Annotated in this window: 11 protein-coding genes; 3 read left to right on the top strand and 8 right to left on the bottom strand. The window is 37.1% G+C overall.

Features of this window, described 5'->3' with window-relative positions; genetic code table 11:
• Window positions 1-51 precede the first annotated feature (51 nt).
• The 3 genes from DPV85_RS03890 to cmk all read right to left on the bottom strand — a co-directional run bounded on the left by DPV85_RS03890 (window position 52) and on the right by cmk (window position 2911).
• Complete coding sequence (locus tag DPV85_RS03890; protein WP_279386107.1) at window positions 52-342, bottom strand: integration host factor subunit beta; 291 nt, start codon at window positions 340-342, stop codon at window positions 52-54.
• A 145-nt stretch (window positions 343-487) separates the two neighbouring features.
• Window positions 488-2137, bottom strand: a complete 1650-nt coding sequence (gene rpsA / locus DPV85_RS03885; RefSeq protein ID WP_054419321.1) for a 30S ribosomal protein S1 — start codon at window positions 2135-2137, stop codon at window positions 488-490.
• A gap of 96 nt (window positions 2138-2233) precedes the next feature.
• The gene (gene cmk, locus DPV85_RS03880) at window positions 2234-2911 is read right to left on the bottom strand and encodes a (d)CMP kinase (protein WP_111327124.1); all 678 of its coding nucleotides are present in this window, start codon (window positions 2909-2911) and stop codon (window positions 2234-2236) included.
• Between the two features lie 388 nt (window positions 2912-3299).
• Between cmk and DPV85_RS03875 the strand changes: the two genes are divergently transcribed.
• Entirely contained in the window at window positions 3300-6146 is a 2847-nt protein-coding gene (locus DPV85_RS03875) for a TonB-dependent receptor domain-containing protein (protein WP_111327123.1), read from the top strand.
• Between the two features lie 104 nt (window positions 6147-6250).
• Here the strand turns inward: DPV85_RS03875 and mtnN are convergent, their stop codons facing one another.
• The 4 genes from mtnN to dsbC all read right to left on the bottom strand — a co-directional run bounded on the left by mtnN (window position 6251) and on the right by dsbC (window position 10173).
• Entirely contained in the window at window positions 6251-6940 is a 690-nt protein-coding gene (mtnN, locus tag DPV85_RS03870) for a 5'-methylthioadenosine/S-adenosylhomocysteine nucleosidase (protein ID WP_111327122.1), read from the bottom strand.
• The gene (locus tag DPV85_RS03865) at window positions 6940-7611 is read right to left on the bottom strand and encodes a thiol:disulfide interchange protein DsbA/DsbL (protein WP_243584643.1); all 672 of its coding nucleotides are present in this window, start codon (window positions 7609-7611) and stop codon (window positions 6940-6942) included. The genes mtnN and DPV85_RS03865 overlap by 1 nt, the downstream gene beginning before the upstream one ends.
• A 48-nt stretch (window positions 7612-7659) precedes the next feature.
• On the bottom strand, window positions 7660-9384 hold the full coding sequence (recJ, locus tag DPV85_RS03860; protein ID WP_111327120.1) for a single-stranded-DNA-specific exonuclease RecJ: 1725 nt from the start codon (window positions 9382-9384) through the stop codon (window positions 7660-7662).
• Window positions 9385-9486: 102 nt separating this feature from the next.
• On the bottom strand, window positions 9487-10173 hold the full coding sequence (dsbC, locus tag DPV85_RS03855) for a bifunctional protein-disulfide isomerase/oxidoreductase DsbC (RefSeq protein WP_111327119.1): 687 nt from the start codon (window positions 10171-10173) through the stop codon (window positions 9487-9489).
• 198 nt (window positions 10174-10371) lie between these two features.
• Between dsbC and DPV85_RS03850 the strand changes: the two genes are divergently transcribed.
• On the top strand, window positions 10372-10842 hold the full coding sequence (locus DPV85_RS03850; protein WP_111327118.1) for a PM1805 family lipoprotein: 471 nt from the start codon (window positions 10372-10374) through the stop codon (window positions 10840-10842).
• A 135-nt stretch (window positions 10843-10977) separates the two neighbouring features.
• Window positions 10978-12076 (top strand): peptide chain release factor 2 gene (gene prfB, locus DPV85_RS03845; RefSeq protein WP_111327117.1). Its coding sequence is split into 2 segments (ribosomal slippage): window positions 10978-11052 and window positions 11054-12076, totalling 1098 coding nucleotides; the frame shifts between segments, so codons are not numbered across the junction.
• Between the two features lie 49 nt (window positions 12077-12125).
• Here the strand turns inward: prfB and DPV85_RS03840 are convergent.
• Entirely contained in the window at window positions 12126-13193 is a 1068-nt protein-coding gene (locus DPV85_RS03840; RefSeq protein WP_111327116.1) for a TIGR01620 family protein, read from the bottom strand.
• Between the last annotated feature and the right edge of the window lie 100 nt (window positions 13194-13293).

Raw genomic sequence — 13293 nt, 5'->3', positions numbered from 1 at the left:
GTAATAAAAAACGACACCTAAGTGTCGTTTTATTGATATCGATTGGTATGTTTAAGCAAAAACATTTACGCGATCTTTTAATTCTTTACCTGCTTTAAAGTGCGGTACCGATTTAGCATCTAATTTTACAGAATCACCGGTTTTAGGATTACGGCCCACTCGCGGTTGACGATGGTGTAAAGAGAAGCTACCAAAACCACGCACTTCAATACGATTACCTTCTTCTAAAGATTGTGCAATGAGTTCAAGAATATCCTTTACAATACCTTCTACTTCTTTTGCGGATAAAGTTGGGTGCTTTGTTGATAGATTTTCAATTAGTTCAGATTTAGTCATCGTCAACTCTCCTTTAAATTTGTACTTAAACTTGTTATTAAGACTTACAGGTAATGCATTAGTTCATAATAAATTACCGCTAAATCCTTGTTAATTATAGCTGGTAGTAATAAGGCTGAGTCAATGACCCAGCCTTATTCATGTGAATTAATTATTCACCTTTAGCTGCTTTGAAAGCTTCAGCCATTGCGTTTGGAATAGCAACATCTTCTTGTTTGGTATTCACGTTTGCAACTGCAGCTGCTTCTTCAGCTTGATCTTTCGCTTTTACAGATAAGTGAACGATACGTGCTTTACGATCTACACCAGTGTATTTCGCTTCAACTACATCGCCTGCTGCAACTTCGTTTGTTAAGTCTGCTGCACGGATATAACCTTCAACGCCACCTGCTAATTCAACTTTAGCACCTTTAGCGTCAGCTTCAACAACAGTTGCAGAAATTACTGCGCCTTTTTTGTTGATCGCTACGAAGTTGTTGAATGGATCGTCTTCAAGTTGTTTGATACCTAAAGAAATACGTTCTTTCACTGCATCTACTGCTAATACTACTGCAGAAACTTCATCACCTTTTTTGTAGTTACGAACTGCTTCTTCACCTGCAACATTCCAAGAAATGTCAGATAAGTGAACTAAACCGTCGATACCACCTTCAAGACCAATGAAGATACCGAAATCAGTGATTGATTTGATTTTACCAGTAACTTTGTCGCCTTTGTTGTGAGTTTCAGCGAATTGAGTCCATGGGTTAGGTTTGCATTGTTTTAAACCTAAAGAAATACGACGACGTTCTTCATCAACTTCTAACACCATTACTTCAACTGTATCGCCTAAGCTTACAACTTTAGATGGGTGGATGTTTTTGTTAGTCCAATCCATTTCAGAAACGTGAACTAAACCTTCAACGCCATCTAAGATTTCAACAAAACAACCATAGTCAGTTAAGTTAGTTACTTTACCAGTTAATTTGCTGTTTACTGGGTGGTTTTCAGCGATAGCAACCCAAGGATCTTGACCTAATTGTTTTAAGCCTAAAGATACGCGAGTACGATCTTTGTCAAATTTTAATACTTTAACAGTTACTTCGTCGCCTACATTCACGATTTCGCTTGGGTGTTTAACACGTTTCCAAGCCATATCAGTGATGTGTAATAAACCATCAACGCCACCTAAATCTACGAATGCACCGTAGTCAGTTAAGTTTTTAACGATACCTTTAACTTCTGAACCTTCTGCTAGGTTCTCAAGGATTTGTTCACGTTCTTGGCTGTTTTCAGATTCGATCACTGCACGACGAGAAACAACAACGTTGTTACGTTTTTGATCTAATTTGATTACTTTGAATTCTAATTCTTTACCAAGTAGGTGATCAGCTTCACGCGCAGGACGTGTATCAACTAATGAACCTGGTAAGAATGCACGAACACCGTTTAACTCAACTGTGAAACCGCCTTTCACTTTGCCGTTGATTAAACCGATAACGGTCGCTTTTTCTTCGTAAGCTTTTTCTAATTCAATCCAAGATTCGTGACGAACTGCTTTCTCACGAGAAAGTTTAGTTTCGCCGTAACCATCTTCAACTGCATCTAAAGCTACGTTTACTGTGTCGCCAACTTTAACTTCAAGTTCACCTTGAGCGTTTTGGAATTCAGCAACAGGAATTGCAGATTCAGATTTTAAGCCTGCATCAACAAGTACAAAGCCTTTTTGAATAGCAACAACAGTACCGCTAACGATTGAACCTTGACGGGTTTCAAGGCCTTTTAATGATTCTTCAAAGAGTTGAGCAAAAGATTCTGACATATAAATAATCTTCTTAATTTAAGTTAATAACATCCACATTAAGATCCATAAAATGCGGGGTTGAGGATAAATGTCTATTCTTCCTTGAATAAACAGTTAAATCGAAATTGACGCTTTTTCTTGAATATAAGCTAGCGCTTGAGCAATGACTTCATCAATACTCAATGTTGTACTATCTAACAATAAAGCATCATCAGCCGGTTTCAATGGCGCAACCTCACGATTTCTATCGCGAAAATCGCGTTCTTGTATCTCGGCTAAAATCTGTGCAAAGTTACCATTAATTCCCTTATTTTGCAACTGTTTATAGCGTCTTTTTGCACGTTCTTCTGCACTTGCATCCAAAAACAGTTTCACTTGCGCATTTGGGAAAACCACGGTTCCCATATCTCGCCCATCCGCAATCAAGCCATCATTTTTACCAAAATCCTGTTGAAGTTGCAGTAAAGCTGACCGCACTTTTGGGAAAACCGCCACTTTTGATGCAGCTTCAGCCACTTCTTGCGTACGGATTAAATGGCTTACATCCATCCCACCAAGAAGCACATTGACTTCTCCATTCTTCGGAATGAACTGAATATCTAAATGACGGGCTAACTCCGCTAATCCTTCTTCATCGGTTAAGTCTGCATGACGTTTCAGCGCAGCCAATGCCGTCACGCGATAAATGGCGCCACTATCTAATAAGGTAAAACCTAACTTCTCTGCCAATGCATAGCAAAGCGTTCCTTTTCCAGCCCCACTTGGGCCATCAACGGTGATAATTATCCCCATAATCTTCATCCTTTTACTTTCAAAACCAATACATTATAGACATAAATACCTTATTTCTCTAAAGATTCTTTTGCTAAATGCTAAAAAATAATTGGCTATTATAATTCTAAATTAATATTAATAATTCATACAAAATTTAAAGAAAACATACAACATCAGATCTTAGCCCCTCCTTATAAGGTAAAAACAAACTCTACCAATAAAAGACAAGCATCAATAATCGTTGCAATACTTTCCAGCCAATGAATAAAAGAAATTGAGAATTTCACAATATATAACATGAAAATGATTCTTTAGATATTATATTAATTTCATGATCTCATCCCTTGAATTTCACTCCTTAGAAGAAGATAATACGAATCTTTCTCATAAAGACAGGAGGTAATTAATGAAAAAACAAATGAGATCAAACTTAGTTACATTTTGCATAATAAATGCAATAAACATTAATATTGCTGAAGCTCAAACAGAAGAAATACTCGATCAAATAAATGTGGTCGAAAAAAACGTAACTAATGATAAGAAACCATTTACAGAAGCAAAAGCTAAAAGCACAAGAGAACATATATTTAAAGATACACAAACTATAGATCAAGTGATTCGTAGCATTCCGGGAGCCTTTACTCAACAAGATAAAGGGGCTGGCGTAGTTTCTGTGAATATTCGTGGCGAAAATGGATTAGGTCGTGTCAATACAATGGTTGATGGAGTTACACAAACCTTTTATTCCACCTCAATGGATTCGGGACAATCTGGTGGTAGCTCTCAATTTGGTGCAGCGATAGATCCCAATTTTATTGCAGGTGTAGATGTCAATAAAAGTAATTTTTCTGGTTCCAATGGTATAAATACCTTGTCTGGGAGTGCTAATTTTAGAACATTAGGCGTTAATGATGTTATTACTGATGACAAACCTTTTGGGCTCATCGTAAAAGGAATGACGGGGAGCAATGCAACTAAATCAAATTTTATGACAATGGCTGCAGGTAGAAAATGGCTTGATAATGGTGGTTATGTTGGTGTGGTATATGGTTACAGTCAACGTGAGGTTTCACAAGATTATCGTATTGGTGGAGGAGAACGATTGTCTTCTCTAGGACAAGATATTCTTGCTAAAGAGAAAGAAGCCTATTTCCACAATGCAGGTTATGTTTTAAATTCAGCTGGACAGTGGACACCTGATTTAAGTAAAAACCATTGGTCTTGTAATGCCCCCAATCCAACATTTCATGGAAGTACAGAAAAAACGACAAGCTCTAATGATTTAACAGGAGAAACAGAAACAATATGGACCGATTCAAATTGTATTACTCATATTGAAAAATCCAATATATACGATCCTGAAGAAACAGAGACCAGTGTAAAAAATATTTATAAAAATCAGGCTAGAGCAAACATTCTACAACAATTAGGAGCAGGAAAAAAACCTGAGGATATTGAAGAGCTCCAAAAAGGTGATGATGGAATTGAAAAAACTGACAAATCATTTGAACGTAATAAAGATCAATATAGCGTCGCACCTATTGAACCTGGCAGTTTGCAATCTCGTTCTCGTAGCCATTTATTAAAATTTGAGTATGGTGATGATCGCCATACCTTAGGTGCACAAATTCGCACTCTCGATAATAAAATTGGTTCTCGAAAAATTGAAAATCGTAATTATCAATTAAATTATAACTTTAATAATAATCGCTATCTTGATCTAAATCTAATGGTAGCACATAACTTAGGTAAAACCATTTATCCTAAAGGTGCATTCTTTTCTGGTTGGCAAGTAGAAGATAAATTAATTACAAAGAATGTGGCAAATATTATTGATATTAACAATAGCTATACTTTTTTATTGCCAAAAGAAATCGATTTAAAAACCACATTGGGCTTTAACTACTTTATTAATGAGTATAGTAAAAACCGTTTTCCAGAAGAATTAAGTTTGTTTTATAACAATGAATCACACTCTCAAGGAAACTATAGTTATTTAGGCCGCTTTCAAGGGAGCAAAAGCGGATTACCACAACGTTCAGTGATCTTACAACCTTCTGGTAAACAAAAATTTAAAACTGTTTATTTTGATACCGCACTTTCTAAAGGAATTTACCATTTAGATTATAGTGTCAATTTTACGCATTATGCATTTAACGGTGAGTATGTAGGTTACGAAAATACACCGACACAAATTAATGAACCGATTTTGCATAAATCAGGACATAAAACAGCGATAAATCACTCAGCAACACTTAGTGCAGATATCAATGATTATTTTATGCCGTTTTTCACCTATTCGCGCACACATAGAATGCCAAATATTCAAGAAATGTTCTTCTCTCAAGTCTCTGATGTCGGCGTAAATACGGCATTGAAACCTGAGCGAGCTGAAACTTATCAACTTGGGTTTAATACCTATAAAAAAGCTGTTTTTACAGAAGAAGATGTTCTAGGTTTAAAACTAGTGGGATACCGTAGTTTCATCAAAAATTATATTCATAATGTATATGGTGTATGGTGGAGAGATGGCGTTGTTCCTGACTGGGCATCTAATAATGGATTTAGATTTACTATTGCTCATCAAAATTATAATCCTATTGTGAAAAAAAGCGGTGTTGAGATAGAAATTAACTATGACATGGGACATTTCTTTGCAAATCTGTCTTATGCATACCAACGAACAAATCAACCAACCAATTATGCAGATGCAAGTCCACGTCCTAACAACGCATCAAAAGATGACATTCTAAAACAAGGTTATGGTCTATCTCGTATCTCAATGTTACCTAAAGATTATGGAAGATTAGAACTTGGCTCTCGCTGGTTTGATCAAAAATTAACTGTTGGTATCGCAGTTCGTTACTATGGGAAAAGCAAACGAGCAACCATTCAGGAAGAATATATTAACGGCTCTGAATTTGAATTAAATACTAGTCATGAAAGAACTTATTATGCAATTAAGAAAACAGAAGAAATTAATAAACAACCAATTATTTTAGATTTGCATATAAGTTACGAACCTATCAAAGATTTGATTATCAAAGCTGAAGTACAAAACCTACTAGATAAACGTTATGTTGATCCTTTAGATTCTGGCAACGATGCGGCATCTCAACGCTATTATTCAAGCTTAAATGATTCCATTTGTAGCAAAAATGATACTTGCGATAACGGAATAAAAGACAAATCTGTGCTTTATAACTTTGCGCGAGGAAGAACTTACATTCTCAGTTTAAACTATAAATTCTAATGGGTTTATATAAAAAGGCATAGTTAATTAACTATGCCTTTTTAAATAATATTTGTCGTTTTATTCAAAAATTAATCATCTTATTTAAAGATTATAAAGCACTATTATAGCCTATCTACCATTGCCAACACCAATGCCGAGGATTGTTTTGCTGCAAGTGGAAGGAATTCCTCAAATGACATACTTGCTTCGCCATCGCCTGCATCAGAAATAGCTCGAACGACCACAAAAGGTACGTTAAAGGCATGACAAACTTGTGCAATTGCTGTGGCTTCCATTTCTACGGCTGTCACATTGGGAAAATCCGCTTTAATTTGAGCAATTTTTTCTTCGTTATTAATAAAACTATCACCCGAACAAATTAAACCACGTTTCACATTTTGCCCTTGTGATTGGCCTATTTCGTCTGCTAAATCCGCTAATTTTTTATCTGAAAGAAAAGCCGCAGGATTCGCAGGTAATTGACCTTTTTCATAGCCAAATGCTGTCACATCGGCATCGTGATAGCGGGTTTCATCTGAAATAACGATATCCCCCACTTTTAAACCTTTTGCGACACCGCCTGCTGAGCCTGTATTTAAGACCACATCCGGTTTAGCCAATTGCAATAAAGCGGTAGTACCAATAGCCGCAGCGACCTTACCTATCCCTGATTGCAATAGTGCGACTTCTTTACCGTTAATTTTGCCTTCAAAAATGACCGCACTTGCCACTTTTGTTTCTTTTTTATCTGTCATTAATTGGGATAAAATTTCCACTTCTTGTGCCATTGCACCAACAATCCCGATTTTCATTATTTTTTCCTTTCTTGTTCGAGTTTATTCACTAAAAAATCTAATACCGCAACGCCATAATCATCGTTATACAATGTACTCGCGGTGAGCACATATTTTCCGCCCACAACCACATAAGGGAACGTAAATACGCCATATTCTTCTGTTAAATTAATGGCATTATTCACATCTTCTTTTACTTCAGCAGAATGCACGATTTTATTAAATTCAGCTTTACTGATCCCTTGCGAGACTATCCATTCACGCATCTTATCTAATGACGATAATTCGGTATAACGTGCCTTTTCAGAGGTTTCAAATAACAGCGTATCTGACAACTCACCTACTTTTAAACGTTGTAAGGTATAAAATATTGTCGCTGAAAATTTTGCTTCATTCGTAGCAACCGGGTATTCATCTAATGCCACTTTATTTGGGCGAATTTGGCTATAAAGCTGCAAAATGTCTTGGGCTGAAGAACAAACTCGACAATCATAATCAAAGAAAAACTGGATCGGAATTTTACGATCGCTTCTTTTGGCTTGTTCAATCGGTTCTTGATATGAAAAATAATCTCGACCATCTTCAAACTGAGCCACATTCGCTGGTGGTAAGTGCGGTGGATTTTTGGCAGAAAAATCCTTTGCACTGACTTCACCAAATGCGACATTCGTCACACTCAGCAATATCATTGCAAAGGATCCTTTTAATAATTTATTCTGCCAAACTTTTTTCATAAATTAACCAATTGGTTCAATATAATCGACTAATAATTGGAGGTTTCGATTTCCTCGAAACTCATTAATTTCTAACTTATAAGCAAATTTTGCCTGCTTAATCGACAAATCGGGATAATACCGAGTATCGATATTAAACGCAATGGCATCTAATAATGGACCACCATTTTTAGGCTCAACGAGCATTTTTAAATGATTTTGATTTTGCCCGATCGCGCGTTGCTCAAAAATTTTAAATTCACCATCAAAAACAGGCTCAGGAAAAGCTTGTCCCCAAGGTCCGCCAGATTTTATCACTTCTGCTGTTTCAATACTAAATTCATTTGCTTGAAGTTCGCCATCCGTCCAAATTACACCTTGTAATTGATCTTCATTTAACCAATCTTGCACCGTTTGATTAAAAATCTTTTGAAAATCAGGGAAAAAGCTTTCTTTAATGCTTAATCCTGCTGCCATGGCATGACCGCCAAATTTTAAAATCATATCAGGATGTTGGGAATGAATACGCTCTAATACATCGCGCATATGCAAGCCTTCAATTGAACGTGCAGAACCTTTTAAAATGCCTTCTTGATCTTGCGCAAACGCAATGACTGGTCGATGGTATTGATCTTTTACACGAGAAGCCACAATGCCTAATACGCCTTGATGCCAATCTGGCTGGAATAAGGCTATCCCCATCGGTAATTCATCAGAAAGCGCGGTGAGATTTCGGCAAATTTCTAAGGCTTCTAACTTCATGCCTTGCTCAATTTCTTTTCTAGCTTGATTTAAACTATCCAAATCTAAGGCTTGCGCTCTTGCCTCTTGCATACTTTCTGCAAGTAATAACTCCACACCAACAGACATATTGTCTAATCGGCCCGCAGCATTTAAACGCGGTGCAATCGCAAAGCCCAAATCAGCTGAGCAAAGTTTTTCAACTTCTCGATTAGCCACTTCAGCGAGAGCAATAATTCCTGGTCGACAACGCTTCGCACGAATTCGCATCAACCCTTGATAAGCTAAAATACGGTTATTTTGATCAAGAGGAACAACATCCGCAATCGTGCCGAGCGCGACTAAATCCAGTAATTCAGTAAAATTAGGCTGTGTTTCAGCCGTAAAAATACCTAACTCGCGAAATTTGGCTCGTAAAGCGAGCATTAAATAAAACGCCACGCCTACACCGGCTAAACATTTTGAAGGAAAATCACATTGTTGCAAATTTGGATTAACAATGGCATCAGCATTCGGCAGGATTTCTGGTGGCAAGTGGTGATCGGTAATCAACACCTTTACACTTTGCTCTTTTAAATACGCCACGCCCTCAAAAGACGATACTCCGTTATCTACCGTCATTAATAACTGCACGCCTTTTTCCATTGCCATTTCAGCAACTGGCACACTCAAACCATAGCCTTGCTCAAAACGATTTGGCACCAGATATTCCACATCAGTAAAGCCAAGCATACGTAAAGCTAACACTGAAAGCGCCGTACTCGTAGCCCCGTCTGCATCAAAATCGCCGACGATAACAATCTTTTGTTGCTGTTGATAAGCATCAACCAATAAGCTCACAGCGTGTTGAATACCGTGTAATTGATTGGGATTCAGCATTGATTGCAAAGTGCGGTCTAATTCTTGGCTGTTTTTAATATGGCGAGAACGATAGAGACGATCGAGTAATGCATTATCTGAAACAGAATTTCCGGCAGGAATTTCACGACGTTTGATGAGTTTTTTCACGGTATTTTGTTATTTAAAATTATCATCCAAAGAAATTACAATATGCACTTTGATGATATAAATATTTAAAGGGCGTATACAATACGCCCTCACTACTAAAAATTATTGTGCTGATTCCTTCAAAGCAGCTAATAAATCTTTGGGTTTTAAATATCCCCCAATCAATTCACCTGTTGAAGTCACAATACTTGGTGTACCTTGCACACCGAGTTGTACACCTAAATCATAGTGTCTTTTCACAATGTTAGGTGTTTTTAATTCTTTCGGTAAGTTACCTTTTTCTGCTTCGTTCAATGCAAATACAGGATCTTTCGATGTCCAAATTGCTTCCATTTGGCGAGCTGTTTCATTCATTCCAGCACGCGGGAATGCAAGATAACGAACGGTAATACCTAAATCATTATATTCTTTCACTTGTTGATGAAGGATATGGCAATAATGACAAGTAATATCCATGAATACAGTCACAACATATTTTTCATTTTTTGCAGGATAAACGATCATTTCGCTTTTTAATGCATTCACTTTATCCGCTAAAAACTTACCCGCTACATCAACCGGGCCTTTATTTGTTAATTCATACATTTTGCCTTGCAAAACATATTGACCATTTTCGCTCACATATAAAATACCTTGATCAGTCACAGCTGTTTTAAGGCCTTTTACCGGTGAATCTTTCACCTCAATATTTTTCGCACCTAATGCCTGTAACTTCGATTTAATCTCAGCATCACTCGCCATTGCAGTGGCAGAAGCAGTGATTAAAAGTGCGGTGAGTAATTTCTTCATATTTCTTTGTTCCTAAATTTATGAAAATAAGCGCAAATTATAAAGTAATTGAGAATTTATGCAAAATTGTTATTCCTAAAAAAATAACCAACTAAAAAACTCAATTAAATAGTTGACGAAATCACTACATTTTTTTACAATGCGCAACGTACTCATGTAGGGGTACAAATTTTATTTTATTCAAAAGAGGTTATCTCAATGAAAAATTTATTAAAAATGACAGCTATCGCAGCATTAACTTTCACTTCTATCAGTGCATTTGCTGCATCTCAACAAGCTGAAGAAGTGAAAAAGTTTCAAGCGTGGGAAGAAACAGCAAGCAAAAAACTTGAAGCAAGTTTTGATGCAGTAGGTGCGGCTTCAGCAACTAGCAATGCAACTGAAACTGAAGCGGCTGTTGCAGCATTTGATAAACAAGCAGCAGAAAATGTAGCAGAATTAGAAGCTTTGGGCATTAAAAGTGAAGAAGTTTCACCACTTGTTTCTATGTATAAAGAATACGTAGATGCTGAAAAAGAAGTGGTTCAACTAATTTTATCTCAAGTCAAATCACCATCTCTTGACAATGCTGGTAAAGTTCCTGAAGCTGTCGCAAAAGCAAACGCAAAAGACGATGCTATTGACAAATTAGCAGATCAATTAGAAGAAAAATTCCCTGCTGAAGAATAATTTTATTCTTTTTAATCATACTTAAACCTTATTTATTTCTGAAATAAATAAGGTTTTTTGTTTCTCTATAATCTACCCAACCCTAAGCATATCCTTTATAATTTATCCCCAATTTAGCTTAAAAACTTAATCATTATGTTTGAAATTAATCCAATCAAAAACAAAATCGCTGATCTTTCCGAGCGCACTTCTGTGCTTCGGGGGTATCTTTGACTTCGACGCAAAAGTTGAGCGTTTAGAAGAAGTTAATGCCGAATTAGAACAACCCGATGTGTGGAACGAACCTGAAAAAGCCCAAGCGCTTGGGAAAGAACGCGTTTCACTTGAACAAGTGGTTGATACCATCAAGAATTTAGAACAAGGTTTAGAAGATGTTGAAGGACTGCTTGAGTTAGCTATTGAAGCTGAAGATGAAGAGACCTTCAATGAGGCCGTTGCTGAATTAGATGAGCTTGAACAACAACTTGCAAAACTCGAATTCCGACGTATGTTTAGCGGTGAACATGATGCATGCGATTGTTATGTCGATTTACAAGCAGGTTCTGGTGGAACAGAAGCGCAAGACTGGACGGAAATGTTACTTCGCATGTACCTTCGTTGGGCTGAAAGCAAAGGCTTTAAAACAGAATTAATGGAAGTCTCTGATGGTGATGTCGCAGGTTTAAAATCAGCGACGATTCGTGTCAGTGGCGAATATGCTTTCGGTTGGTTACGCACAGAAACTGGTATTCATCGTTTAGTGCGCAAAAGCCCATTCGACTCTAATAATCGACGTCATACATCGTTTGCAGCGGCTTTCGTTTATCCTGAAATTGATGACGATATTGATATTGAAATTAATCCGGCTGATTTACGTATTGATGTTTATCGTGCATCTGGTGCGGGTGGTCAGCACGTCAATAAAACTGAAAGTGCGGTGCGTATTACTCACATGCCAAGTGGAATTGTCGTGCAATGTCAAAACGATCGTTCTCAACACAAAAATAAAGATCAAGCCATGAAGCAGTTAAAAGCGAAATTGTATGAGCTTGAGTTACAAAAGAAAAATGCGGATAAACAAGCGATGGAAGATAATAAATCTGATATTGGTTGGGGCAGCCAAATTCGTTCTTATGTGTTAGATGATGCACGTATTAAGGATCTCCGCACAGGCGTTGAAAATCGTAATACACAAGCCGTGCTAGATGGCGATCTTGACCGCTTTATTGAAGCAAGCTTAAAAGCGGGACTTTAATCATCTCTTATACAAAAAAAGTGCGGTCAATTTTAACCGCACTTTTTTATTACACTTCTTCTTTTTCTTTCACTTTCGTCTTGCCAAGTACCGTATCTTTCATTACCGTCAACAATTCTTTTTGCACATGAGAAAGTTTTGGTTTTTCGGCTTTCTCAAATGCCAATGGGCGACAAAACTCCATAGCCTTAATGCCCAATCGAGCTGTTAATAATCCTACTCCAATCCCCTGCGCTGCTCGCGTAGAAAGTTTCGCGGTAATATCTTGCGAAAGCCAATCCATGCCTAAATCTTGCACAATCTCCGTTGCTCCTGCAAAAGCAAGATTCACTAACACCATTCTAAGTAAGCGAAGACGGGTAAAATACCCTAGCTCAATCCCATAAATCGCTGCAATTTTATTGATTAAACGAATATTTCGCCACGCAATAAAAAACATATCAATAATGGCTAAAGGACTGATTGCCACAATCACAGCGGATTCTGCTGCCATTTTAGTAATCAGTTTTTTCGCTTTTTTATCAAAAGACTGTAACACTGTTTGACTAAATAAATGGGTAACTTCGCGAGCAGAATAACTTTCATTAAGCTGCTTTTCCCATTGGACAATTGCAGGATGTTGCGAATCCAATTTTAAGGTATCGGCAATCGATAAACACAAGGCTCTTCCTTTCTCACCATCCTGTTCAGAAAAAACTTGATGATTTTTAACCGCACTTTCACCTATTAATCGCTGACTTTGTTCTTGTAAATTCAAACGCTTTTTGAGTTTCACCAAACGTCGCCATTCTGCGATGATTTCAGATAAACCAAACAACACAACGACAAAACTCACTAACGCAAAAGCAAGGTAAATCCATTGTTGATTTTGATAACTATCCCAAATCCATTGAACAGATTGTGCAACCGTCGCCCCTAAAAATAAAAGTGCGGTCAATTTCAAAGCCGTTTTCCAACCACTCGATTTAGGCTTCACAATTTGCTCAAATTGCTCGTCCAACAACTCCCCTTCTAAAGGTTCGTTATCAATGGTGGTTTCAACATTATGAAATTCTTGCTTAGGCAGAATTTCTTCCTCTTCGGGTTGGTGAGATTGTGTGAAAATTTGTTTTTTCATTATTCTTTCCAATAAAAATAGAAACGGTATTTTACTTCGAATTTCTTTAGTAAATCTTAAATGGCTGAAATAAAAAAGCAATATTGACTAGAAAATAAAA

Source organism: Haemophilus parainfluenzae (genome assembly GCF_003252725.1).
In the GTDB taxonomy this organism is placed as follows: Bacteria; Pseudomonadota; Gammaproteobacteria; order Enterobacterales; family Pasteurellaceae; genus Haemophilus_D; species Haemophilus_D parainfluenzae_L.
The sequence above is the reverse complement of the archived record's forward strand: the minus strand, read 5'-3'. Positions and strand labels throughout refer to the sequence as shown.

What these genes read in the sequence shown, in the direction of transcription:
- cmk (WP_111327124.1), bottom strand. Translation starts at nt 2,911, where the DNA reads ATGGGGATAATTATCACCGTTGATGGCCCAAGTGGGGCTGGAAAAGGA.
- DPV85_RS03850 (WP_111327118.1), top strand. Translation starts at nt 10,372, where the DNA reads ATGAAAAATTTATTAAAAATGACAGCTATCGCAGCATTAACTTTCACT.
- rpsA (WP_054419321.1), bottom strand. Translation starts at nt 2,137, where the DNA reads ATGTCAGAATCTTTTGCTCAACTCTTTGAAGAATCATTAAAAGGCCTT.
- dsbC (WP_111327119.1), bottom strand. Translation starts at nt 10,173, where the DNA reads ATGAAGAAATTACTCACCGCACTTTTAATCACTGCTTCTGCCACTGCA.
- DPV85_RS03865 (WP_243584643.1), bottom strand. Translation starts at nt 7,611, where the DNA reads ATGATATTGCTGAGTGTGACGAATGTCGCATTTGGTGAAGTCAGTGCA.
- DPV85_RS03875 (WP_111327123.1), top strand. Translation starts at nt 3,300, where the DNA reads ATGAAAAAACAAATGAGATCAAACTTAGTTACATTTTGCATAATAAAT.
- DPV85_RS03840 (WP_111327116.1), bottom strand. Translation starts at nt 13,193, where the DNA reads ATGAAAAAACAAATTTTCACACAATCTCACCAACCCGAAGAGGAAGAA.
- mtnN (WP_111327122.1), bottom strand. Translation starts at nt 6,940, where the DNA reads ATGAAAATCGGGATTGTTGGTGCAATGGCACAAGAAGTGGAAATTTTA.